This is a genomic window from Rhodohalobacter sp. SW132 (genome assembly GCF_003390325.1).
Classification (GTDB): domain Bacteria; phylum Bacteroidota; class Rhodothermia; order Balneolales; family Balneolaceae; genus SW132.
Genome location: NZ_QUOK01000001.1, coordinates 1,018,411 through 1,041,475 on the forward strand (window position 1 = coordinate 1,018,411; position 23,065 = coordinate 1,041,475).

The 23,065-nt window shown below is 45.7% G+C and carries 20 protein-coding genes and 1 pseudogene; 7 read left to right on the plus strand and 14 right to left on the minus strand.

The genetic code is table 11. The features are described from left to right. Positions 1 to 61: 61 nt before the first annotated feature. On the minus strand, positions 62 to 673 hold the full coding sequence (locus DYD21_RS04365) for an N-acetyltransferase (RefSeq protein WP_116033038.1): 612 nt from the start codon (positions 671 to 673) through the stop codon (positions 62 to 64). Positions 674 to 1,047: 374 nt separating this feature from the next. Between DYD21_RS04365 and DYD21_RS04370 the strand changes: the two genes are divergently transcribed. Then, positions 1,048 to 2,331: a Gfo/Idh/MocA family protein gene (locus DYD21_RS04370; RefSeq protein WP_116033481.1), complete on the plus strand. Its 1,284-nt coding sequence runs from the start codon at positions 1,048 to 1,050 to the stop codon at positions 2,329 to 2,331. 177 nt (positions 2,332 to 2,508) lie between these two features. Then, positions 2,509 to 3,666: a glycoside hydrolase family 5 protein gene (locus DYD21_RS04375; RefSeq protein WP_116033043.1), complete on the plus strand. Its 1,158-nt coding sequence runs from the start codon at positions 2,509 to 2,511 to the stop codon at positions 3,664 to 3,666. A 97-nt stretch (positions 3,667 to 3,763) separates the two neighbouring features. On the opposite strand, the gene DYD21_RS21365 is transcribed toward DYD21_RS04375, so the two are convergent. Continuing rightward, positions 3,764 to 5,530 carry a LuxR C-terminal-related transcriptional regulator gene (locus tag DYD21_RS21365; RefSeq protein ID WP_255415897.1) on the minus strand — a complete coding sequence of 589 codons (1,767 nt, stop codon included), beginning with the start codon at positions 5,528 to 5,530 and terminating at the stop codon, positions 3,764 to 3,766. A 204-nt stretch (positions 5,531 to 5,734) separates the two neighbouring features. Between DYD21_RS21365 and DYD21_RS04385 the strand changes: the two genes are divergently transcribed. After that, complete coding sequence (locus DYD21_RS04385) at positions 5,735 to 6,103, plus strand: DUF2784 domain-containing protein (protein WP_116033052.1); 369 nt, start codon at positions 5,735 to 5,737, stop codon at positions 6,101 to 6,103. A 6-nt stretch (positions 6,104 to 6,109) separates the two neighbouring features. Here DYD21_RS04385 and DYD21_RS04390 read toward each other — a convergent pair whose 3' ends face one another. From DYD21_RS04390 to DYD21_RS04400, 3 genes are all read right to left on the minus strand, one after another. Then, positions 6,110 to 6,757 carry a class I SAM-dependent methyltransferase gene (locus tag DYD21_RS04390; RefSeq protein WP_116033056.1) on the minus strand — a complete coding sequence of 216 codons (648 nt, stop codon included), beginning with the start codon at positions 6,755 to 6,757 and terminating at the stop codon, positions 6,110 to 6,112. Between the two features lie 122 nt (positions 6,758 to 6,879). Then, entirely contained in the window at positions 6,880 to 7,713 is an 834-nt protein-coding gene (locus tag DYD21_RS04395) for an SDR family oxidoreductase (RefSeq protein ID WP_116033061.1), read from the minus strand. A 145-nt stretch (positions 7,714 to 7,858) separates the two neighbouring features. Further along, positions 7,859 to 8,323 (minus strand): cupin domain-containing protein, encoded by a 465-nt coding sequence (locus tag DYD21_RS04400; protein WP_116033483.1) that lies wholly within the window; start codon positions 8,321 to 8,323, stop codon positions 7,859 to 7,861. A gap of 428 nt (positions 8,324 to 8,751) precedes the next feature. Here DYD21_RS04400 and DYD21_RS04405 point away from each other — a divergent pair, with 428 nt between their 5' ends. Then, entirely contained in the window at positions 8,752 to 11,145 is a 2,394-nt protein-coding gene (locus DYD21_RS04405; RefSeq protein ID WP_158551406.1) for an alpha-L-rhamnosidase C-terminal domain-containing protein, read from the plus strand. A 100-nt stretch (positions 11,146 to 11,245) separates the two neighbouring features. Here the strand turns inward: DYD21_RS04405 and DYD21_RS04410 are convergent, their stop codons facing one another. From DYD21_RS04410 to DYD21_RS04430, 5 genes are all read right to left on the minus strand, one after another. Further along, the gene (locus DYD21_RS04410) at positions 11,246 to 12,064 is read right to left on the minus strand and encodes a class I SAM-dependent methyltransferase (RefSeq protein ID WP_116033069.1); all 819 of its coding nucleotides are present in this window, start codon (positions 12,062 to 12,064) and stop codon (positions 11,246 to 11,248) included. A gap of 127 nt (positions 12,065 to 12,191) precedes the next feature. After that, positions 12,192 to 12,458, minus strand: coding sequence for a hypothetical protein (locus DYD21_RS04415; RefSeq protein WP_116033072.1), 267 nt, complete (start codon positions 12,456 to 12,458; stop codon positions 12,192 to 12,194). 174 nt (positions 12,459 to 12,632) lie between these two features. Then, positions 12,633 to 13,481 (minus strand): AraC family transcriptional regulator, encoded by an 849-nt coding sequence (locus tag DYD21_RS04420; RefSeq protein ID WP_158551407.1) that lies wholly within the window; start codon positions 13,479 to 13,481, stop codon positions 12,633 to 12,635. 211 nt (positions 13,482 to 13,692) lie between these two features. Next, the gene (locus tag DYD21_RS04425; RefSeq protein ID WP_116033079.1) at positions 13,693 to 15,342 is read right to left on the minus strand and encodes a tetratricopeptide repeat protein; all 1,650 of its coding nucleotides are present in this window, start codon (positions 15,340 to 15,342) and stop codon (positions 13,693 to 13,695) included. A 55-nt stretch (positions 15,343 to 15,397) separates the two neighbouring features. After that, complete coding sequence (locus tag DYD21_RS04430) at positions 15,398 to 15,676, minus strand: nickel-binding protein (RefSeq protein WP_158551408.1); 279 nt, start codon at positions 15,674 to 15,676, stop codon at positions 15,398 to 15,400. A 256-nt stretch (positions 15,677 to 15,932) separates the two neighbouring features. On the opposite strand from DYD21_RS04430, the gene DYD21_RS04435 reads away from it, so the two are divergent. The 3 genes from DYD21_RS04435 to DYD21_RS04445 all read left to right on the plus strand — a co-directional run bounded on the left by DYD21_RS04435 (position 15,933) and on the right by DYD21_RS04445 (position 19,586). Then, positions 15,933 to 16,496: a sigma-70 family RNA polymerase sigma factor gene (locus DYD21_RS04435; protein WP_116033086.1), complete on the plus strand. Its 564-nt coding sequence runs from the start codon at positions 15,933 to 15,935 to the stop codon at positions 16,494 to 16,496. Between the two features lie 95 nt (positions 16,497 to 16,591). After that, the gene (locus DYD21_RS04440) at positions 16,592 to 16,963 is read left to right on the plus strand and encodes a four helix bundle protein (protein ID WP_199535456.1); all 372 of its coding nucleotides are present in this window, start codon (positions 16,592 to 16,594) and stop codon (positions 16,961 to 16,963) included. Between the two features lie 73 nt (positions 16,964 to 17,036). After that, a complete protein-coding gene (locus DYD21_RS04445; protein WP_158551409.1) occupies positions 17,037 to 19,586 on the plus strand; it encodes a serine/threonine-protein kinase in 2,550 nt (849 codons plus the stop codon). 235 nt (positions 19,587 to 19,821) lie between these two features. On the opposite strand, the gene DYD21_RS04450 is transcribed toward DYD21_RS04445, so the two are convergent. The 4 genes and pseudogenes from DYD21_RS04450 to DYD21_RS21455 form a co-directional block, all read right to left on the minus strand. Further along, complete coding sequence (locus DYD21_RS04450) at positions 19,822 to 20,550, minus strand: DUF1326 domain-containing protein (protein WP_116033094.1); 729 nt, start codon at positions 20,548 to 20,550, stop codon at positions 19,822 to 19,824. 127 nt (positions 20,551 to 20,677) lie between these two features. Then, on the minus strand, positions 20,678 to 21,463 hold the full coding sequence (locus DYD21_RS04455) for a gamma-glutamyl-gamma-aminobutyrate hydrolase family protein (RefSeq protein ID WP_116033098.1): 786 nt from the start codon (positions 21,461 to 21,463) through the stop codon (positions 20,678 to 20,680). Continuing rightward, positions 21,453 to 22,460: an amidoligase family protein gene (locus DYD21_RS04460; protein ID WP_116033102.1), complete on the minus strand. Its 1,008-nt coding sequence runs from the start codon at positions 22,458 to 22,460 to the stop codon at positions 21,453 to 21,455. Before DYD21_RS04460 ends, DYD21_RS04455 begins: the two co-directional genes overlap by 11 nt. 467 nt (positions 22,461 to 22,927) lie before the next feature. Next, positions 22,928 to 23,011, minus strand: a pseudogene (locus DYD21_RS21455) (SEC-C metal-binding domain-containing protein); the annotation flags it as partial. Positions 23,012 to 23,065 lie beyond the last annotated feature (54 nt).

The following is a 23,065-nucleotide window of genomic DNA, read 5'->3' on the forward strand; positions in this document are numbered from 1 at the left end:
TTTATAAATTATGATTTTTATTAAATAATTATATTTCAAACACTTAGCGAGTTTATTTTCTCTACATTGGATAGCGTATCATCGGGAAAAGCGGCGGTGAGTCATCGACCTGTATAACGCCGAGCACTTTAAATCCGTGACGTTCATAAAGAGGTTTGTTCTTAGGATTCGTATTCTCGAGATAGGCGATGCTTCCCTGCTGGTCGATGAGTTCAAGGCCGTATTGAAGCAGTGCTGTTCCATATCCTTGGCCCTGTTTTGCGGGGTCTGTACCAATCAACGGCAGATGCCAGTGCGGCTCATCAGGCTGATAACGCTCCATCTGCTCAAGTACAGCCATTACGGTTTGGATTTTTGATTCATCAGCACTTTTATGGATCAGGTTCACCAGGTCTTCTTCATTGGGATGGAAATCAGGAGGCAGCCACAGAGCGACTCCCGAATAACCGCCAGCCTGGTGGGCAGAATTTTGTTCAAATGCATTACCGCCAAAAGCTTTAAAAAAATCAAAAGCGTAGGTTTGATACTGTAGTGGATCGGGATACAGGAATCGCAGTTGCGGATCAGAGGAAAATGCCAAAACAATCGTTTCAATCGCCCTGGTACGGTCTTTGGCATTCACTTTCTTGATTTCTGAACTGCTCAGCTCTTGTTCTATCAGTTGTTCTTTCATTTTTCTGTATGAGTTGTTTTATTTTTCAATTGAATTTCATTGCTCTTGCTTGTTACAAAGTATAGGAAGATCAGAATCACAAATCATGAGTGCCAGCACGTATTTTCAACACGCAGACACGCAGCAGGAGAAAAGGTGAGAAACTTAAAGAAAGTGTGCGAATCCCTTTGAGGTGTCAGGTACAGAGTTCATGGCAGGCATAGGTTAAAGCAAGGCTCACGTATGTGAAAAGTGGTCGTGAAATTGTAGTCGAATCCTCCTATAATAGAAATCCATAGGGGGCAAATTACAAATTCATACTTCAGCTGTTCCGTAACTCTTAAAAGGTCAGATATATTCTGTCTGTAAAAACATCAACACAAAATTTCACCATTATGAAACGACGTACTTTTTTGAAGAAATCTGCACTCGGAGCTGCAGCAATGGCAGGCTCATTTTATATGCCGGCTTTTGGGAAACAACAAAAAATTAAGGTTGGCTTAATCGGTGCCGGATGGTACGGCATGGTAATCAGCGAAGCTGCACTGGATGTTGGCGGTGTGGAAATTGTTGCGGTTTGTGATGTGGATACGGAACATTTGAACAACAGTGCCAGCCGGCTGGATGAGCTTCAGGGAAGTCGCCCACAAACCTTCGCAGATTACAGGGATTTGCTCGAAGTTGATGGTCTTGAAGCCGTGTTTATTGCCACACCACCGCAGTGGCATGCGCTTCAGTTTATAGATGCATGCGAAAAAGGCCTCGACATCTTTCTCGAAAAGCCACTGAGCTATGATCCGATGGAGGGAGTCGCGATGGTTGAGGCGGCTGAAAAAGCAGACAACATTGTAGCGATCGGTTTTCAACGCAGGCATAGTGCAGCTTTTAAACACGCTCAACAGTTTATTCAGGATGGAAAAGCCGGGGAGATTCATAAAGTTGTAGCCCAGATACATTATCGTGCCAATGCGGGCGATACAACTATTCAGGACCCGCCTGAGTCACTGGATTGGGATGCGTGGTGCGGACCCGCTCCAAAATTATCCTACCGCCCAAGTATCGGTCATTTTAACTGGAGGCTGGAGAAAGAGTACGGCAACGGCCATTTGTCAGATTGGGGTATTCATCACATCGACATTATCCGGCGAACGCTCGGGCTTTCAATTCCCGACCGCATACACGCAACCGGTGGCATCTATGCACTCAAAGATCAGATCACCACTCCCGATACACTGAATGCAACCATGCAGTTTGGAGATCTTCCGGTTGTATGGCAGCACAGAATGTGGGGTTCACTGGAAGAGAATCCGGATTACAACAACGGGATTTTTTACCACGGTGACAAGGCAAGCCTGTTTGTTTCGGATAACCGGTTCATTACCTGGCAAACCGGTGATGAAAACCGTAAAAAAGAGATGCAGATATCAACTGAAGGTGGTATGCAACAACTTCACATGAAAGAATTTATTGATGCGGTTAAAAGTCACGATGAATCTGGACTCAGTAGTAAAGTGCAGGATGCGTTCTTATCGTCAGCTACCGTACAGCTCGCGGCAATCTCTTATGAAACCGGGAGCGTGGTGGAATGGGATCATCAGGAAAAAACGATTCGAAACAATCCCGAAGCTGCCGCTCTGCTAAAACGCGATTACAGAAGCCCCTGGCAGCATCCGGGGTAGTATAATTAAGTTTATAATTACCCGTCAGTTCGAGCCGCTAATTTTTTATCTGTAACCGGTACGAAATCGAGAATTCATCCGAAGATCAGATTCAATTCTCAAAAAGTCTTTGAGGGTGGTTATGTTTTTTTTGGTATATAAAAGTGCTGGCAACGTTAAAACCTAACATGACTAAGTATGGAAATTAAAGTAAACCAATCGCGACGTGACTTTTTAAAAACATCCGGATTGGCTGCCGCTGCCATTGGCCTGGCAGGGCCATCCGTATTTACAAAATCAAAAAGAAGAGTAAGCATACCGCAATGGAATGGTTTTAACCTGCTCGATTTCTTCTCGCCTGATCCGGCAAATCCGAGGCCGCCTTCAAAAGAAGAGTATTTTAAATGGATGAAGGACTGGGGTTTTGATTTTGTTAGAATCCCAATGGCCTATCCCTATTATGTGGAATTTGACCGGAGCAGAAATATCACCCCGGAAGAGGTGTACAATATCAGCGAAGAGAAGGTGGAGAGAATTGATGAGCTGGTAGCTATGGCACACAAATACAATTTGCATGTGAGCCTGAACCTGCACCGTGCACCGGGATATTGCATAAACGCAGGCTTCCACGAGCCTTACAATCTCTGGCTTGATGAGGAAGCGCAGCAGGCATTTAATTATCACTGGGAGTTTTGGGCAAAACGGTGCAGAAACACATCACCCGATAAAATCAGTTTTGACCTGGTGAATGAGCCGGCCATGAGAGATGACCCAAACGATCAGCATTCACCCATTTCCTCCATTCCCGGCGATGTGTACCGTAAAGTGGCAAAGGGAGCCAAGGAGGCGATTCATTCTGCGAATCAGAATCATCTTGTGATTGCCGGAGGCAACGATGTGGGTACCACCGTAGTACCGGAACTGCTCGACCTCGGCATTGCGAAAAGTAACCGCGGTTATTATCCGGCACAAATTTCACACTACAGGGCTCCATGGGCATTTTCCGATATCGATGCCCTTCCCGAACCCAAATGGCCGGGACAGGTGGGCGACCGCTATTTCAATCGTGAAATGCTCGAGGAACATTATGCTCCGTGGATTGAAGTGGTAAACCAGGGAATCGGAGTTCACTGCGGTGAGCTTGGCTGTTACAATGAAACTCCTCATGAAGTTTTTCTCGCCTGGTTCGATGATACGCTGGATATCCTAACTTCTAACGGAATCGGATACGGACTGTGGGAATTTTCCGGCAGTTTCGGGCTTCTTAACTCCGGCAGAAGTGATGTGGACTATGAAGACTGGTACGGCCACAAACTGGATCGCAAGCTGCTGGATTTACTGATAAAATATCAGTAGCGTAGTGTCACGGATGTAATGTCGTGTAGCTCCGAAAGCTATCGGGGTGAGTTTTTCGAAAAGCCATCTGGATTGCAACATGATAATCTTGAAACATTCAATTCGGACTACCTGATTGAATATTCTGATTTTTAAGAAGACCATTTTTGTGCACATAGGTAATTGCATCTGCCCGTGCGGACCTGCCCGAAATACCCAGTTTTGCATATATATTTGAAACGTGCCGCTCCACCGTACGAACACTAATAAAAAGATCAGATGCTATTTCAGGATTACTTTTCCCCCTGGCCATTTCACATAATATTTCCATTTCCCTGCCGGTAAAGGTATCAGGTGTTAATCCATCTGTTTGGCCTGATGGAATACTTTTTATCTTTTTCAGAACGGTTTTTGCCCGCTTTTCTTCAGGCAATGCTCCAAGTTTATTAAATGTTTCAAGGGCGGAATGGAGCACATGTAAAGCAGGTTTTTTTCTGTTCAAATGGTGCAAAGAGCGTGCAAGGCCGACTCGGGCGCGAGAAGCTTGAAAGGGATTTTCATTCTTTTCAAACAGCTCAACAGCACGTTCAAATTTTTTACAGGCGCCTTTATAATTTGCGGTTCCCAGGCAAAGCATTCCTTCAACAAAGCATGCTGAAGCATGCAGAGGCTCGGTCCCGATAAATTCTGCAATGGATCGCAATTCATTAGCCGTTTCTGATGCTGTGTTTAATTCTCCCAACTCAACCCTTGCCAAAGCAAGGATCTCCAGCCCTTGGGGTAACACCACCCGGCATTCACTGGGTGTGTTTTCAAGATATCGTTCAGCAAGGCTTTCTGCGGTTTCAAGCTGACCGCGGTCATAGGCAAGAGCAGCTTTTGCCAATAACTGAAAGTTTGCGCCCAGCATTCGAAAAGGTTTTTTCCCAGCCTTTTTCAGAAGTGCAGCTGCTTCATCAAATCTGCCCCGTCGCCGGTACAGGTCCGCTCTTCTTACCATACCTTCGGCCGCGTGAGCCGGCCGAGTAGTCATCAAGCTTTCAGATGCTTCGATCAGCAGCTCTTCAGCCTCATCCCAATCTCCCCGCCAAATCAGCACTGACGTATAATGGATTTGGCAAAGGAAAAACATCAGCGGATAGGTTCCGCCACTGGTGGTTTTTTTCACATTATAACACCATTGTACGGCACGATTGTAATCCTGTACCCTCTCACAGGCTGTAATCAGGTAGCAGCACACATTTACAGCAACTTCCAGCTCTGATATTTCTCCGGCTATTGAAGCTGTAGCAGCTTCATCCAGCCGTTGCATACCGGCATCCACATGGCCGGCGCAGACCATCGCCAGACCTTCCAGGGCAATCCCCATCATTTCCAGGTCAAAATCGTTCAGCTTTTTTGCAATTTCTACAGCTTCACTGCCCAAGCGAAGTGCTGTTTCTGGGTCGTGTTCCACTTCTATGGCAACATTTCCATCCCATTCTTTCACCCATCCATGTTCAGGCGACAGTTCCACATCTTCAAGCAAGCGTTGTGCCCGGCGGCTCCAGCCGTTGGAAATAGCATATTCCCCACGAAAAGAATGATAGTCGTAAGCAAGAGCAATGGCCACACGTGCGGCACATCTGGAATCACCACGCTCACGATAAAGTTTGTATGCTTTTTCCCTGGCTTCGAGGGCCGTTGAGGCATCATCCAGCCACCAGGCGGCCCGGCCCAATAGTTCAAAAGCTTCGGGAATCTCTTCTTGACGAACCACCGATTGAAAACAGTCCCGGGCCAGCGTCCACTCGGTTTGTTCGAGGGCTTTTTGGCCTTCTTCTAACTTGTCATAAATGGTGCCGGAAATGGATTCCATTATAATTATATATGCATATTTAGGCAATTAAACCCTTGTTTAGTAAATATATAACTAAGGGGAGGTTTACAAATTATGCTTCTGATTGTTTGGCGGCTATTTTCACTTTTTGAATTGCAACACTTTTCTAACCGTTTTACAGGATATCTTAATTGCCCGTTCAACTATAATAAAACAGTAATAATGATGTTTTGGATCAGTTATCACTGAGTCTTTTGCTAAAAATTATTTATGATATACAGTATTCTTGCAGATATCGTCGTTTTTATCCACTTCCTTTTCATTGTTTTTGCTGTAATCGGCGGCGTATTAGTATTAAAGTGGTGGTGGGTTATTTACCCGCACCTGATCTCGGCATTCTGGGCCGCTATGGTAATTTCAATGGGATGGATCTGCCCGCTGACACCGCTCGAAAACAGCCTGAGACAATCTGCCGGTGAGGCCGGCTATTCTGGCGGTTTTATCGAACACTATTTTCTGCCGATTATTTACCCGGAAGGCCTCACCAGGGAAATACAGGTATGGCTCGGGGTTGGCGTTATTTTGATTAATGCAGTTATCTACTCCATTATACTTTATAAGCGATTTAAATCGGCATAACATGCGTTATAACTCAGCTGCAATACATATCGATTCGAGCCTGATCACCTTTCCACTCTCCTCAAATCCGGGATCTGTTTTTTGATATGTGTTTTTTATTGTAAAGCCATTATCCTTTAATAAACTGCTCCATTCTTCCACGCTGTATAGCTTGAAACCAAACTTTGTAAACGGCAGCTGAAGCATAGTTTCTTTTGATCTCATGCCGGTATAAAATTTCCCTGTGGATTTCATAACTCTGCGGATTTCTTTCAGGTGAACTTCCGGGTTATCCCAAAAATAGATCACCATATTGCAGAATACAATATCGAAAGTATGATCTGCATAAGGCAGCCGGTCACTGCCCCCTTCGGCAAGAAACAGCTGCCCTTTTTTAATTAATTTTTTATTTCGGCCCGCTGCCTGCCTCACCATATCCTCAGAATAATCGATCCCATAGACAGTCAGGCTGTCTTCAAGCGATAAGAGTTCAGGAAAATGAAAGCCATTACCAAATCCAATTTCCAGGATAGTATCCCCTTTATTGAGATCGAGTCTGTTGAATGTCAGATCGTAGAGGGGCTGATTCCCTTCATTCATCTTTTCCGCGATTGTGGCTGCAAAATCGCCTGATGGTTTCCGAAGCTGACTGGCTATGAATTCAAGGTCTTTCATATCTTTTTCTCACTTTATATTCGGTTATTTGATGGGTACTCCGTTTAAATAAAGCTTATTTAAGAGCTGAAGTCTATCAAAAGAGGAAAAAACGATTTAGCAGTCTGGCGTTAATTCATAATCTATTTTTCTGTTTCTGATTTTTCCAGAGTTATTTTCTCAGCAAACTCCGGTGTACCAAACGCTTTGTGAAGGGTGGTTTTTATTCCGGGTATCGCTTCCTGCAGCATGAATAGCGGTTTCATCGGCAGCGGATTAATGATCAGCTCAGGTATATTTTTCTTGATGCAGCGAACTACACCTTTGGCTACTTTTTCAGGGGTGGTCGGTTTCAGGATTTTAGGTGCCGGACCGGCGCGTTCCTCCATCCGGGCGTACATGCCGTCATCCGACACAAAGCCTGGACAAACAACCGAAGCACCAATCTGTGTATCACCCAGCTCAATCCTCAGGGAGTGGGTGAACATAATCAGCCCCGCTTTTGAAGCCGCATAGGGTGTTTGGGTTGGGAATCCGGTTTTGCCTGCCAAAGATGAGATATTTACGAAATGGCCCCGGTTTCGCTTCAGCATTCCGGGCATTACAGCCCGTGTCAGGAGCATCGGGACAGTTAAATTCAGGGTGATCATCTTCTGTATGTCATCCGGAGAAAACTTTTCATACGGAGTTGATATCTCAATTCCTGCATTGTTCACCAGGATATCGATCGGGCCCAGTTTCTTTTCTGCTTCTGCGATGAGCGAATCAAAATTGCCCGTCTCTGTAAGATCTGCCGGGATCACCACAGCTTTCACGTCGTAAGTCATCATTTCATCCCGAACTTTTTCAAGGGCATCAGCAGAACGTGCTATCAACACAAGATTTACTCCCTCTTTGGCCAGCGCCCTGGCGATGTGCACTCCCAGTCCTTTTGAAGCTCCGGTGAGGATTGCGTTGTTCCATGAAAGATTCTTCATAAAATGTTCTGAAAAAGGATGGAAATTTAGGTTTTAGCTACCACCCGAACTGTTTATGATGGTGTGGACTGAAATTGTTTTAGTATGATAAAATACCGGAGTCAATGCAACTATTCAGACTTGAATATCCCTGAAATTCCTCAAGTTAATCCATTTCAGTTGCATCCACGGGTTCTTCAAATGCGATAAACAGCAGGCAAGGCTCATCAGATACGCAGCTTGTTGTATGAGGGAGTTCTGCCGGACCATAAGCATACGTTCCGGGTTTCATCACAACGGGATCTTGTCCTTCATAATCCACACGCAGCTCTCCGGAAACCAGGATCATTCGCTCAGCAGATGTATGCCAGTGATTGGCAACATCGCTGTTTCCCTGCAGCTTAAAGAAAACATCAGCATTAGGTCCGGCAGGATCACCCTGCAATACAGCAAGCCGGCAATCATCGGGCATAAATTCGGGACATGAGGCCCATTCAAGGCCTGCATCATTTTTATGAAAAATAAAGGCCTCTTCATCTCCTGATATATTCTGGGCTTTCAGAGGAGAGTAGCAGAGTATGAGAAACGAAAAAATTAGTGGCAGAATCGATGTGATTTTTAATATTGTCATAATTTCAGGTTTAAACTTGATGGCTGGTTTGGAAAAAGACGGTTTCATTCCTAATAATCGGGGTTCAGGTGAATGGCATTAATTTCAAAACCCTTTACTAATAAAAGCCGAAAATTGTAGCTCTCTCTATCAAAAGATCTGTAGTGATCAAAGATGAATTATTGCTTGAAGATAGGTATTCTATGCAATAGCAGATCCGTCATCCGACCAATTGTAGAGGGCTTTCAGGTTGGAGCCAAATCAAGTTTTGAATATCTCCAGAGCAGGATCGGTTGATAAGTGATGCTTCAGAGATTTCCCCTTTTCACCTTCGAAATGAGGGTTTTTAATATGATTCCTTTAGTTAGATGGTTCTGATTTTAGGAAAAAGTAATGAGAATAGCCTACATTCCTTTAAAGCAGTTTACCATCAAAACCATCAGCCGATTATGCATTTTCGATCTTCACCTGTCTTGATAGTGCTTACCGCTTTACTGATTGCCACTATATCATCAGAAGCCCGTCAATCAGACTTAATGGATACGGATCTACTAAACAAAACCTGGGATGCTCATTGGATTATGCATCCCTCAGCATCAACCACTGATTTTGGAGTATTTCATTTTCGCCGTTCCTTTGAACTGGATACAATCCCTGATTCTTTTGTAATTCACGTTTCCGGCGATACCCGGTATCGTCTGTTTATTAATGGGAAATCCGTATCGAAAGGGCCGGCTGTAGGGGATAAACATAACTGGCGTTTCGAGACAGTGGATATAGCAGAGTATCTGCACGAAGGTAAAAATATAGCTGCGGCAACGGTTTGGAATTTTGGAGAACATAATGCTATATCACACCACAGCTACAGAACGGCATTTTTACTACAGGGAAATTCTGAAAATGAATCCATCGTAAATACCAACAGCTCCTGGTTTGTAAAGCAGAATGACGGCTACAGCCCCATCCCTGTGAGTTATCAAACTGTGGCTGGATATTATGCGGCTCCACCGGGTGAAAAATTTGTTGCAGAACATTATCCACATGGGTGGATGGAAACCGGTTACGATGTTACGGAGTGGGAAACTGCACGAACTTACCAGCAGGGTCAGCCGCGCGGCACTAACCCATACGGCAATCTTTATGGCTGGAACCTGGTTCCGCGAAACATACCTATGATGGAAGAGCATAAAGAACGCATTCTGGAATTGCGGCGAACGGAAGGTATTGCCATGAACGGTGGTTTTCTGGAAGGAACCGAACCCCTTGAAGTTCCTGCTGACAGCCGAGTTGTGCTGCTTGTTGATCAAACATATATCATAAACGCCTACCCGGTGCTGATAGTGAGCGGCGGACGCGATGCAGAGATAAGGCTGATTTATGCCGAAGCCCTACGCGAAGCAGACAATACTAAAGGAAACCGTAACGAAATTGAGGGAAAAGAAATCCTTGGTTTCCACGATTCATTTATTTTAAATGGCGGTCAAAACAGAACTCTGCAGCCGCTTTGGCTCCGGTCTTACCGCTATATTCAGCTTGAAATAGAAACGGCTTCCGATCCTCTTATCCTGCATGATATGTACGGAATTTTTACCGGCTACCCGTTTGAAGAGAACGCACGGTTTGCGAGCAGCGACGAAAGCCTTGATGATATCTGGGAAGCCGGCTGGCGAACGGCCCGGCTGAACGCGTTTGAGTCGTACTGGGATTGCGCGTATTACGAGCAGCTGCAATATGTGGGCGATACCCGGATCCAGGCTTTGATTTCTTTATATGTTTCGGGTGATGACCGCCTGATGAGAAATGCCATTGAGCATTTTAACGATTCCCGAATGCCCGATGGAATAACCATGAGCAGGTATCCGTCTCATCATCCGCAATATATACCACCGTATTCACTTCTCTGGATTTCTATGGTGCACGATTACTGGATGCATCGCGATGATGACGAGTTTGTAAAACAGTTTTTGCCCGGTATTCGAAGCGTAATTAACTGGTATGAAGAGTACCTGGATGATGAGCTTGATCTGCTGGGACCGATGCCGTGGTGGAATTATGTTGATGCCGCACAGGGATTTGACCGCGGAACCCCACCCGGATCTGACGACGGTAACTCAATCGTGATTTCTCTGCAAATACTCTATGTTCTTGATTATGCCGCCGAACTTGCCGAAGCATACGGCAACTACCGTGATGCCGGTCATTACCGTGAATTGATGGAGCGCCTCCAGAAGTCAATCCTAAAATATGGCTGGAATACCGAACGGCAGCTGATTGCCGATACTCCCGATCAAAACGACTACAGCCAGCAGGCAAATATTCTGGCGGTATTGACCGGTGTCGTTCCGGAGGATCAGCAAAAAAATCTGATGGAAAGAATCCTGGTCGAAGAAGACCTGGTACAGGCAACGTACTATTTTCGGTTTTATCTTTTCCGGGCGATGCGAAAAGCTGGTTTGGGCAATCAATACCTGGATCAGCTTGACCCTTGGTACGATGCCCTTGCACTCGGAATGACCACTTTCCCCGAGCATCCCGAGCCCAGCAGATCGGATGCCCATGCGTGGAGCTCCAGTCCCAATTACGATTTTTTTGCCACCGTTGCCGGTATCCGTCCTTACTCTCCCGGATTTAGCCAAGTACTCATCGAACCTCAGCCCGGTGCCCTCGAATGGATTCAGGCTGCCATTCCGCACCCTAAAGGTAACATCAGTGTTGATTTTAGTTTTGATGAGGATTCAGTTAGGGGTGAAATCAACCTTCCCGATGGCTTAACCGGACGATTCACATGGAATGGCCGGGAGATTGAGATAGGCAGCGGGTTGAATCAAATAGAAATGAAGTGATTTTGTCTATGTAATACTTAAAACCACAGTTTAAATCCAATCAGGTCATTATTTAACAAACTCAGGTCTAAAAGAATCACAACTACAGAACCCGAATCAACTACCTGAAAATTATGGATTGTAGATAAAGGTTTTCGACTATGGCTGTTCCATCATCTGCAATATTATACCGATCGAAAACAGTTTTCAGGTCTCTTAGTAAATCTTTTTTCTGATCTTCATTTATTTTTTCAAGGGCATTCAGGGTTGGGCCGAACCAGTTGCTGAAAACCTCTACAGCATGATCTGTTGACAGGTAATATTGAAGTGCTTTCCGATTTTCACTTTTGATCGATTTTGCGGTATCACCCAGCAGTTCATGGAGGCCTACTTCTGTTCCCCATCGCAGCGGTGGTTTCACACCGGGAGGCGGTGGTACATATCTGCCGTGAGTGGTAAAGAAATCGCCGCTCCAGCCTTCCGGGATGGGGCTGGCCAGGCCAATTTTCCCGCCTGGCTTGCAGACCCTCAACATCTCCGCTGCTGCTTTCTCCTGATTTGGCGCAAATTGCACGCCATATACTGATAGAATCACATCGAAGCTGTTATCGGGAAACGGCAGATCCTGTGCGTCTGCTACAAGAAATTCAGAAGACAGACCGCCTGCTTCCGCTCGCTTTCGGGCCCTGGTAATCAGCTCCGGTACGTAATCAATGCCTGTAACATCGCAGTACCTGCGGGCGGCTACAAGCGCTGCCGTTCCGCTGCCGCAGGCCAGGTCCAGTACCTTTTGCCCGGGATGCGGGTCCACGGCACTTACAAGCTTTTCGGCCATCACCACATTCTGGCGGGCAATTTCATTGAAATCGCCTTTGCTCCAGGTTTGCTTTTGATTGTTGGTGATTTCAAGGAACTTGTCTTTAGATTTAACTTTTTTCATAATCGGTCACTTGTAGAGTTTTGAATTGATGGTGACTATAAAAACCTGTCAGGTTTTGTGTGGTTGAGATTTCGGATTCTCCCAGAATGTTCAAACCTGACAGGTTTGTCCATCTTAATCGCGTTATTCAGACCTGAATTCCTTCAGGCAGCCCGATGGCGTGTTCGGTAAGCACAGGGAAGTACTGCTGTGTACTGGCCGGATTCAGTTTTTGGTCCAGGTATTCGCTCAGCCTCTCGATGGAGGGAGCTTCGTAAAGACAAACCGCACGACTCATATCTATTGCTGGAAAGAACTGATGTACGTGCAGGTCATCCGGCAGAGGAAAAACCTCTTCTGCACATTGTTGAAATTTTTCAGGATCACGGATGGTGTGTTCGATGGCTATAAACATGGGTATCACCTTTCTTTGATTTAGGTTTATAATTAGACTTGTCAGCATTCCGCCGGATGGCGTGTTCTGACAGCGTCGGTGCTTCGTTTGTTGAACTCTGCCAGGTCCTACCGGACTCTTGCAGGTTCAGCCGTAACCTAAACCATGCTTATAAGCCCTGCTTTGCTTAAACGTTCAAAGGTTTTGCTCAGACGTTTTTTTAGCCTCAACCGGAGAGATTCCATACTGATCTTTAAAAGCACGACTGAAATGTGAATGATTTTTCAATCCACAATCCAATGCAGCCTCAGTTACCGATTTATCGGTTTTTTGAAGCAGATACCGGCCATACTCAATCCGTTTCCGGGTCAGCCATCTGCCGGGGGTGGTATTGTAGATCTTTTTGAAATCTCTTTTGAAAAGTGAAAGGCTTCGCCCGCTCAGGCGCGCATACTCCTCCAGCTTCATCGGGTAGGTGAAATTTGACTCCATGACAGACTGCAGCGGTGGCCGGGATCTGTTGCAAAGTTCATGGAAATACAAGGCAACAGCCGCATTTTCCCTCATGGTTGCCACAATCATGATTAACTCTCTGAATTTGAGCTCTGCAAGCTTCGCATCCGGTTGTCCGCTGGTGGAAATGTATGACAAAAAGGATAGAAAGTAGGATTGGAGAATTTCATTATTCTGTACCCGAAGGATTGGCGCGGGATAATACTCACGGTCATTTACGGAGATTTCAATCCGGTTACTGATGACGGTTTCTTTAATGAAATGATCCGGTACAAACATAAACAGCGAGCAAAATTCATCATCAAAATATTGATAGATCGAATGAGCACCCTTTTTCACAAATATACAATCTCCCTCACCAGCAATCACCTCTTTATCTCCTGCAAACCATTTCTTCTTCCCCTTCATCACATACACAAAGTAGTTGTGATGGGTCCACATATCGAACCGGGAGTGACTTAGCGGACACTTGTAGTCAGCAAACAGGAGATCGTTTACGATGAGCCGTTTGCTGGCCGGAAGGTCTTTCATGAAGTCGTATACATTGAGCATGAGGCGGCGTTTAAAACGTTATACATTAATGCCGGTGGCTTTAACACACACGAATTTCCTATAATCTGTTTTTTATCCCTGACAGATAACGAACCAGATAAAAAAAGAGCTGCACATCCGGTTAAATCCCGGAAGAGCAGCTCTTGATCTGATCATGTAAACCGTTTAACCAATTCTTTCTAACTGATTATCAAAAATCTCTGTGAGCCGTTCTTGTTAATTCCGGTTCAAAGTCATCAGGAAGATTACTCTTCATCAATTTTTCAAAATAGGACCTTGCCATTTGCTCCTCACCGATCATTCTGGCCGCAAGAGCAGCGCCCATAAGCGTATTCATTCGGCCCGGCCAGATTTCATTCGATTCCTCATACGCTTCCATCGCATTTCTGGGCTGATCAATCGCCATGTAAAGATCACCTAAAGCTTCACGCGGTGGCTGCAGGGCACCCGGTGTTACGGGGTGTTTTTCTACAGAAGCTTCCAGCTCTGTTGCTTTTTGAGTCAGCTCAATCGCTTTATCTTCATCTCCTTCCTCCAGCGCAATTCTGCCAGCCAGCACGTGGCGTTCCGTATCAATATAGACGACCATATTATCATCGCCTCTCTCCATAGCGACATCCCGAAGTTCGGCGAGGCGTTGTTCGGCTTCTTTTGCGAGTTCAAGATCACCGGTGTGAATGGCTCCCATTCCTTTGGCATACCAGGTTAATCCTTCTGCCCAGGGAGATGCATCCCAGGGTAAATAATCAGGCGTTCTCGGTTCAAGGTTAACAGCCCGCTCCCAGTCGCGCTGTTCCACGGCAAGGCGTGCCGGAATAGCTGAAAAGTGAAAAGCACTGACAAACGTTTGCTGATGTTGATCCCGGGTCAATGCTTCCCTGTAAACTTGCTCAGCCTTCTCATCATTACCGCTTTGAAGATAAGCGTATACCATGTAATCAATGGCGTGAATGTAGTGGTGTGATTCTGCTCCGTTTACCGGGAAGTTGAGAGCAGCATCGGCTGATTGCTGGTTCCAACTGATCACCTGAGGCCAGTCGCCCAGGCGGACATAGATATGCGACGGCATATGGAGCGCATGAGGAACCTGTGGCGCGATTTCGGCATACGCTTCTACGATATCGAGCGCATTCTCTGCACGGCCATCTACATCCGTAGCGTGAATGCTGTAGTGGATGGCACCGGGATGGGCTTGTTCGCGGTTGTAAACATCACGAAGAATTCGTTCCGCTTCGTCGAAAAGCGCATCTCTTTCATCGGTAAACTGTGCCTGGGTCATGAGTGAGAGGCCATAGAAGGCGGCTATATCCAGGTCATCGGGATGGGCACGATACGCCTCTTCAACTCCTTCTGTCCACCGGTCGATTCGGGTTCGGAAGTCCGCGGTTTCAGGTTCTTTGAAGAATTGGTAGGTAGATTTTACCAAGAGCTCTTCCCTGTCGGAATTTACCTCTTCCATCGCCCGGTTGATCATCTCCCAACCCCGGTTCAAATCCTCTTCACTGGGCCGGGTTCCCCAGATTGGCTGGAAAAGTGTTGTAGCAGCACCCCAGTAGGCCATTGCACAATTGGGATCTGCGCCGATGATCTCTTCGAATTCTTCCCGGGCTGTCATATACATCATATGATGCAGCATCCCAATCGCGTGATCTACATCATCGCGCACATCCTCTGCGCAGTTTACCTGAAAATTGATCTCGCCAATGGACTGCCCTTCAGGGACCGGGTGATCGTCGTGCATATTGTGATGATCCTGAGCCGTTGTGGATACGTGCATCAGGCTGATTAGCAATAGCGTAGCTGAAATGATCAGAAGTAATTTTTTTAGAAGTATTTTCATGACAGAATAGGTTTAGTCAACATTTGTTTGTTTCAAGTCGTATTGAAAAAGGTGTTTAGGCACCTTCAGAGCTGGTGATTTCCAGCACGTAATCGATTTCAAAAATATTGGTTATCGGTGCATCGGCGTGGTCCGCATGCTTTCTTACTAAGTCGATATTATCCGCGACATACACACAGTGTGATTTATCTTTACTGATGTAGGAGTGAATCCAGTGAATTTCAGGGCCGATTTCTTTTGCTGCCCTGTATGAGTTGAGGGCAGCGGCTTTTTTATCCCTCTCATTCAGGGCGTGAATTCCGGGAAGATCTCTTTCAATTACAAATTTTGGCATAACATATATTTTCGGGTTTTGAGGGACTTTTTTATTAGAATACTGTTTCAGTGGCAAATAAATTGGCATTACTTTTTGACAGAGAGGGTTTCGGACGTTAGATTATATGTATTGATGGATAGTAACGACTGAAAACAATCCACCCTCTGATTATTTAAAGCCGAAAAAAAGGGAAGTGTCTATCACGGGCGGAGAAGTTTTCAGGCGAGGGGTCACAAATTGTGGAGTTTTCACGAGTAATTGACGGGAGGTAAACATGGGTAATCCCCGTATTACGAAATTACTTCAAGCTCATAAATCGGGTAAGGAGGAGGCTTTGGATCAGTTAATCCCTCTCGTGTACAGCGAAATGCAGAAGATGGCAAAGGGGCGAATGAGAGGTGAAGACCCAGACCATACGTTTAGCGCAACAGCTCTTGTTCACGAAGCTTATCTGAAGTTAATCAATTTCAACCGGATCGACTGGCAGAACCGGAACCACTTTTACGCCATCGCCTCCCAGGTGATGAGGAATATTCTCGTAGATTATGCTGTAAAACAAAATGCCCAAAAACGTGGCGGCAACCGATACAGGGTAACACTCGGCCAAGAACATGTGAAACATGAAGTTAACCTGGAGGAGATTATTTCGGTTGACCAGGCACTGAAAAAGCTGGAAAATATTGATGAACGACAGGCCCGGGTTGTGGAGTGCCGTTTCTTTGGGGGATTGACGATTGAGGAGACCGCAAAAACACTGGGGATCTCGGAGCCAACCGTCAGCCGTGACTGGAAAGCCGCCCGGGCATGGCTGAACAGGGAGCTCGGGGAGGAGGGCTAAGCGCATTACGCATAGGGCATGGCGCATGGCGAAAAAAAGTGTAAGGGTTTGTGATATTTTGGTTCATATAGGTATGTAATCAAACTATAACTTATATGGATATTTTTATGGCAAAGTTCAGATTTGAAGATTTAGAAATTTGGGAATTGGCAATTGAAATCGCTGATCGACTTTTTGATATAGCAGATGATCTTGAACGGAGAAGGCTATATCGATTTGCGGGTCAGTTAAGAGGAGCTGGTATGAGTATGTCAAACAATATTGCTGAGGGTTCGGGCTCAAGGTCGAATAAAGTATTTATTCAATATCTGGAATACGCAAGGAATTCAACTTTTGAAAATGCAAACATACTGATATTAATGAATCGAAGAGGATTAGTTTCTGATTCTCATAAAGAAGTGATCTCAGAGGAACTGGATAAACTCTGCAGGAAGATAACAAACTTTCAAAAATCATTAAAACGCTAAGCGCTAAGTGCTTAGCACATAGGGCATGTCGCTCTGCCCTATGCGCTCTGCCCAAAGCGTCAAGCACTCTGCCATGAATAATTGGGAAAAAATAAAAGAGATTTTTTCCAACGCCCTTCAATTAAAGGGCGACGAGAGAGAATCGTATATGCAGCAGGCTTGCGGCAGCGACGAAGACCTATACCGGGAAGTACGCTCGTTAATTGAGGCTGATCAACAGGCAAGCATCCTCGACCGGCCGTTGGATCGGTTCACCAGAGAAATTTTTGACAGCACTCGTGAACCGGGTGAGATTATCGGGAGATACAAAATTTTGAAAGAGCTTGGTGAGGGAGGGATGGGTAGTGTATACCTTGCAGAGCGGGCAGATGGACAGTTTGAGCAGAACGTAGCGATTAAAATTTTAAAATCGGGTTTTCATACCGAAGATCAGCTGAAGCGTTTTATCGCAGAACGTCAAATTCTGGCAACCCTGAATCACGAACATATTGCCAGGCTTTATGATGGTGGGGTTACAGATAATGGGCAGCCCTGGTTTGCTATGGAACTGATCGAGGGAAGTCCAATCGATGAATATTGCAGGAAACATCAGCCAAACCTGAAAGAGAGACTTTCACTTTTTATGGAAGTGTGTGATGCTGTTCAGTATGCACACAGAAAGCTTATTGTCCATGGTGATATCAAACCGTCGAATATCCTGGTAACAGACAGCGGTCAGGTGAAACTGGTCGATTTTGGTATATCAAAAATACTGAAATCGGGTGAGGATCTGGGTGATGACAACGAAAAAAGCGTATCGCAGTTCATACCGGTTACACCTGCATATGCCAGCCCGGAACAACTGCAGGGCGGACAGATCACTACATCTTCTGATATATATCAACTCGGGCTGGTTTTGTATGAATTAATTACAGGAAGAGGCCCTTTTCAGCTTGATGAACTAACTCATCAAGAGATAAAGCAGGTGATTTGTAACACCTCCCCACCTGCTGCGGGTGACATTCTGAGCGAGAATGAAAAAAGAGATGAACTTGAAAAATGGCCTGTCAAAGCCAGAGACGTTCGCGGTGATCTGGATGCCATTTTAATGAAAGCGATTGATCCCGAACCAGATCAACGGTATCACTCGGCTGAACAGATTGTGGCTGACATTCAGCGCCACTTTCAGAAACAACCGGTCATTGCACGTGATCAAACCTGGACGTATCAATTAAACCGATTTTTTGCCCGACATAAAACTGGTACAGCATCAATTGCAGCTGTGTTAACACTTTTAGTTGTATATGCAATTTCTGTTACTTCGCATTCTAAACAGACAGAAGAAGCACTCGAGCAAGCACGTTTAGAAGCGGAAAAATCAGAACAGATTGCCAATTTCATGATGGGTATGTTCGAAGCCGGTGATCCTTATGAAAATCTTGGGGATACCGTAACTGCCCGTGTATTGCTTGATCGGGGCATACAATATGCTGAAGAACTTGATAGTCAGCCGACTGTACAGGCCAGGATGTTCAATGTGGTTGGGCGTGTTCACCGAGAGCTTGGGGAGTATGAAAAAGCTTACCCTTTATTGAAAAAATCGTTACTACTTAAGAAAGAGCATCAGCCGTCAGAAGAAATTGCAATTGCCGATAGTTACTACAGGCTGGGTACTGTGATGCACCATATGGGAGAGTACAGAGAGTCGAACGAATACTTTGAGAACGCGCTGGATATTTATGGGAAGCATCCGAAGCACGAATCAGCAGAGTACGCCAGCTCACTATTTGCACATGCAAATGTTCGGAATGTCCACCGCGATCCGGAGACAGCTCTTAAACTGCACAAACAGGCTTATGAGATGAGAAGAAAGCTTTTTGGCGAATATCACGCAGATGTAGCGGCAAGCAGCCGGTCACTCGGCTTCACCTACCATCTGTTGGAGCAACCGGATACGGCAGACCACTTCCTGAAGGAATCATATGATATCTATCATGAAATATACGATCCACATCATCCTTCAATAGCGGAACTGTTAACCGTATATGCCCGTGTGGTTGAGCGGAACGGAGATTCACAGCGGGCGATTGAAATGCTGAAGGATGCCGTTGAAATCCGTAGCCGGGCATTTGGAGAGTTTCATACCAAGACCGGTACGAGTCAGAAAGCTCTTGCGGATCTTTACAGAAACAACGGAAATTTTGAAACTGCTGAGGAGATTTACCTTGACCTTCTGTGGGCGATCGAAAACAGGCTGGGTGGAAATAATCCGCTGTATCGTCCGGTGGTGCAGGCGCTCGGAAAATTGTACCTGGAAACGGATCGCTTTGAGGAGGCAGAGCCGAGACTTCGTCAGACGGTGAATTTGCTTGAATCGGTGCTGAATGAATCACACCCACGGGTACTATCCGCACGGCGTGACCTTGCAGGCTGTCTGATTGAACTGTTTCGGCTGGATGAAGCGAATGAACTTCTCGCTGAAAACCTCAATGTACTTACCCGGCAGGAAGATGATCAGTACCTGGACGAGAAGGTGGAAACGCTGCGGAAACTTGTGAAGCTGCATCAATCGTGGGACCGGTTTGAAGATGCATCCGAATATGAAGATCAACTGGAACAGGTCGCATTGGCAGCCCGCAATTAATAACCTGAATTCGATTTTAAAATTGAGTAATAAAATGATGATGCCCTAAGGGTCTCATCCCGTGCTTGATGCACTGATTTTTTGAACGCGAAATGAGATCTCCCATCCTCAATACATACAGGAGATACCCTGCCGAGGCGTGGCATGACGGTACTGATGAAAAACATCACACCTGCCCCATTTCAACGGACAGGTGTGGTAAAGCTTTCAACACCTTTCTATATCGTAACCTCTGTTACACATCATCAGAGTTGATATCCACGGTAATCATAAACCCGTTGGTTCCGGATGATTCAAAGCTGTTTTCACCTTCATGATAGCCCTGAACTTCATTCGGCATCATTACGAATCCATCGTGGCGTGGTGCTCCCCAGTAGATAATATTCGTGAGAACTGCGGGCTCATCGTTCATTGCGGTAGGCGGATGAATCAGCCGCATCTCAGCAGAGTTTCCGCCATCCAAAAGTGCGGTTGCGCGGGAATTATCAGCAGTCCATGTAATCGGTTTGTCTTCTTTTATTTCGAAAGAACGCCATTCAACCGGGACAAGGTGCTCAAGTACGGCAGCAATTCCGGCACGCTGTTCATCCGTAACCGAGGGATCAAAATGGATAACGGCCCAGTCCATCGTGCCATCTTCCCATCCTTCCCCGAGATCACCGGCAACCCAGTATGTAGCACCGGAAAGGTCGGTGTCACCATGATGTCCCTCATTTACCTGCCAGGCGATGTTAAATTTGCAGTAGTGCTCCTCTTCCTCATCATGTGAGTGGCTGTGAGAAGCGGGTTCCATATTAAAGTAGCATTGACAAAACATCGGGCAGGTGCAGGCTTCGATTGCAGTGGCGTTTAGCGACCATTCTGTTTGATGAACTTCCGGATGAGCTTCATCGGGCTGGTAAATCAGAAATGCTGTTCCAAACAGAAGTATAACGAGAGATGCTGTAATTATGGTTCTGTACATGAGTAAACCTCCTTTAGAGCTGATCCGGCCGGAGGCTAATATTTTTGAATGGATAAACACCACCCGGCTCAGTCAGCTGCTTGATTAAAATTATATCTTGTACTCATGTAAGCTGAAAAGCGGGAAATTATTTATCATAGTCACACGCGCATTTCACCAGTTCTTTAAAAAGCCGCCTCTGCCTCCTCACCTGGATCAGATACTCAGGATGCCACTGTACGCCGATCACATAATTGTATCCGGGATGCTCTAATGCCTGGTTTATCTCGGTATGCAGCTCACGGGCAACAAGCTTCACTCCTTCGCCGGGAGTGTCGATCGCCTGGTTGTGCAGTGCATTCACATTACAGACCGTAGTATTCAGAACCTCATGCAATTTTGATCCTTTTTCGATCTGGATTCTTTTTTTCGGGAAGATAGATGAGACTTGCGGGGTTTCCTCGTAATACCCGCTGATGTCCTGGTGAAGATTTCCCTGGAAGTGGACATTCATAAGCTGCATTCCGCGGCAGATGCCAAGTACCGGTTTATTCTCAGCCAGGGCATCGTGCAGCAGTGTAAGTTCCAGTTTATCACGATCTGTGTCGATTGGTGCAGATTTCGTATGCTGAAAATAACGGGCCAGCCAGTAGATTGGGAAAAACAGGATAGACAACACCCACTCAAAAATGGTGCGGCCGTCTTTCGCCAGCTTCGCTTTTTCAACTCTCTCCTGGCCATAACGGAGTGGCTCAACATCCGCCCCTCCGCCGATAATAAGGCCGTCAATTTCGGTGATCTCTGCAGGATTTTTCACGGTAATTCGCTGCGGTTTTCCACCAGCAAGACGAATAGAAAGCGCTGTAAATAACCATGCACCGGTCCCGCCTTCATCCGGGCCGGTAACTCCAATTACAGGTCGTTTACGAATCATTTTTTACCCATCTGTCCATAAATTGAATCCATTTCTGTTCAAATCGTATCAGTGTACCTTTCTTGATTTTAAACCATGCGCTGCAGTACTGGGAGAGCACCCTCTCATCATGAGCAAGCTTTTCAACCAGTACCCAGCGGTTCCATTCATCGGCGAGTGTCCATCCCGGTTTTTCGATAGAGCAGTTCGGGAGCCTGTAGTGATAGGTGGGACGACTGCTGGTCAGAGTATCATCGAGCAGTTTGGATGTGTAATCGGGGTCGAGGTGCATAAAAACCGGCAGCATATCGAGCGGACGATTCCTGGAGTTTTCAAACCGAAAGTAATCACGGATCAATCCCCGGAGGTCCGGAGTGTAACTTTCATTTAAAATCAGATTCAGGTATTCCTCTTTATACTCATTGATATAGGGAGTAAGGCGCCGGCTGATATTGATGTTGGCATCTTTACGAATCCAGGGGTCCAGCAATACATATGCACGTAGATGATTCAGAAGGCTTTTGGGTGAATCGTCTGGAATTTCAGGGTTGATGTGCAGGCCAAATGCATAAAAAACAGAACTGCCTGTACCCTTCGCCTTCCATATACGTAGTTCATCAAGCAGCCGGTTGAGCTGTTCCATTTCTGACAGCCGCACGGGAGGAGTGATAATTTCGAAGGGGACGACTGAAGAAGCCATCTGCTTAAGGCGTTCTTCAATTGTAGCAAGATTTTTAAATGATTTGATATGAATGCCGATCGTGTCCAGGTACGATTCATACTTTTTATCCCGAAGTAACTGCGCATCCAGTTCCAGCTGGAACAGTCCTAAAGTGGTATCCACCACCAAATGCTTATAGGTGCTCACCCGCTGGATCGTTCCGCCGTACAAATCCTGGATCACACCGGCAGCATCCGACATCTCCACACCTGTAAACTCAAATTCATACCCTGCCGATCGTTCATCTCCGGCAGGATTTGTTGTAACAGGAGGTTGGTTAAATGCCTGTTTGGCCATTTTCTTTCAAACGTTCAGTTAATCGGTTTTTGCAGATGGATATTATGTATGAATTACTAAAGGCATGAACGTCAATACACTGCAAGAAATTCAATAGCTAAAAAAATAAATCAGATGTAAGTTGTTTTGATGGGTATTCGATCAGTATCAAATAGAAAAACTTTATACTGATTTGTGTGGAATCAATTCTTTCCAGATTATCTTGTATTGCACACGTCAGCTCCAAAGGAGCGCCGGTCAAAAACATCGTGCAACGCGCGATGACATTTAAAGAATCCAATTCTTAAAATCAGAAAAACTGAACGAATTTAGTGGCAGTGCTGATGCGCATCAGACCATACAGTTCCGGGAGGGCAATCGACGGGACTTCCGCCTCCGAATAGTGACATGGCAACCAGGATCAAAACAATAAAGACGACTGCAGCTACGCCGATCATTGCTATTTTTGATGAACGTCCGGCTTCATCATTTTTCTGGCAGCAATTTTTATACTTTTTCCCGCTTCCGCAGTGGCACGGTTCATTACGTTTTGGTCGGTCAGCCATAATCTTCTAATTCTGTTTAATGAAAGTATTGGATAAAATGCGCAAGATTGTATCCAAGTA

What these genes read in the sequence shown, in the direction of transcription:
- DYD21_RS04385 (WP_116033052.1), top strand. Translation starts at nt 5,735, where the DNA reads ATGATATACAGTATTCTTGCAGATATCGTCGTTTTTATCCACTTCCTT.
- DYD21_RS04420 (WP_158551407.1), bottom strand. Translation starts at nt 13,481, where the DNA reads ATGAAAGACCTTCCGGCCAGCAAACGGCTCATCGTAAACGATCTCCTG.
- DYD21_RS04370 (WP_116033481.1), top strand. Translation starts at nt 1,048, where the DNA reads ATGAAACGACGTACTTTTTTGAAGAAATCTGCACTCGGAGCTGCAGCA.
- DYD21_RS04415 (WP_116033072.1), bottom strand. Translation starts at nt 12,458, where the DNA reads ATGTTTATAGCCATCGAACACACCATCCGTGATCCTGAAAAATTTCAA.
- DYD21_RS04365 (WP_116033038.1), bottom strand. Translation starts at nt 673, where the DNA reads ATGAAAGAACAACTGATAGAACAAGAGCTGAGCAGTTCAGAAATCAAG.
- DYD21_RS04440 (WP_199535456.1), top strand. Translation starts at nt 16,592, where the DNA reads ATGGATATTTTTATGGCAAAGTTCAGATTTGAAGATTTAGAAATTTGG.
- DYD21_RS04425 (WP_116033079.1), bottom strand. Translation starts at nt 15,342, where the DNA reads ATGAAAATACTTCTAAAAAAATTACTTCTGATCATTTCAGCTACGCTA.
- DYD21_RS04395 (WP_116033061.1), bottom strand. Translation starts at nt 7,713, where the DNA reads ATGAAGAATCTTTCATGGAACAACGCAATCCTCACCGGAGCTTCAAAA.
- DYD21_RS04455 (WP_116033098.1), bottom strand. Translation starts at nt 21,463, where the DNA reads ATGATTCGTAAACGACCTGTAATTGGAGTTACCGGCCCGGATGAAGGC.
- DYD21_RS04405 (WP_158551406.1), top strand. Translation starts at nt 8,752, where the DNA reads ATGCATTTTCGATCTTCACCTGTCTTGATAGTGCTTACCGCTTTACTG.
- DYD21_RS04400 (WP_116033483.1), bottom strand. Translation starts at nt 8,323, where the DNA reads ATGACAATATTAAAAATCACATCGATTCTGCCACTAATTTTTTCGTTT.
- DYD21_RS04445 (WP_158551409.1), top strand. Translation starts at nt 17,037, where the DNA reads ATGAATAATTGGGAAAAAATAAAAGAGATTTTTTCCAACGCCCTTCAA.
- DYD21_RS04450 (WP_116033094.1), bottom strand. Translation starts at nt 20,550, where the DNA reads ATGTACAGAACCATAATTACAGCATCTCTCGTTATACTTCTGTTTGGA.
- DYD21_RS04435 (WP_116033086.1), top strand. Translation starts at nt 15,933, where the DNA reads ATGGGTAATCCCCGTATTACGAAATTACTTCAAGCTCATAAATCGGGT.
- DYD21_RS04375 (WP_116033043.1), top strand. Translation starts at nt 2,509, where the DNA reads ATGGAAATTAAAGTAAACCAATCGCGACGTGACTTTTTAAAAACATCC.
- DYD21_RS04410 (WP_116033069.1), bottom strand. Translation starts at nt 12,064, where the DNA reads ATGAAAAAAGTTAAATCTAAAGACAAGTTCCTTGAAATCACCAACAAT.
- DYD21_RS04390 (WP_116033056.1), bottom strand. Translation starts at nt 6,757, where the DNA reads ATGAAAGACCTTGAATTCATAGCCAGTCAGCTTCGGAAACCATCAGGC.
- DYD21_RS04460 (WP_116033102.1), bottom strand. Translation starts at nt 22,460, where the DNA reads ATGGCCAAACAGGCATTTAACCAACCTCCTGTTACAACAAATCCTGCC.
- DYD21_RS04430 (WP_158551408.1), bottom strand. Translation starts at nt 15,676, where the DNA reads ATGCCAAAATTTGTAATTGAAAGAGATCTTCCCGGAATTCACGCCCTG.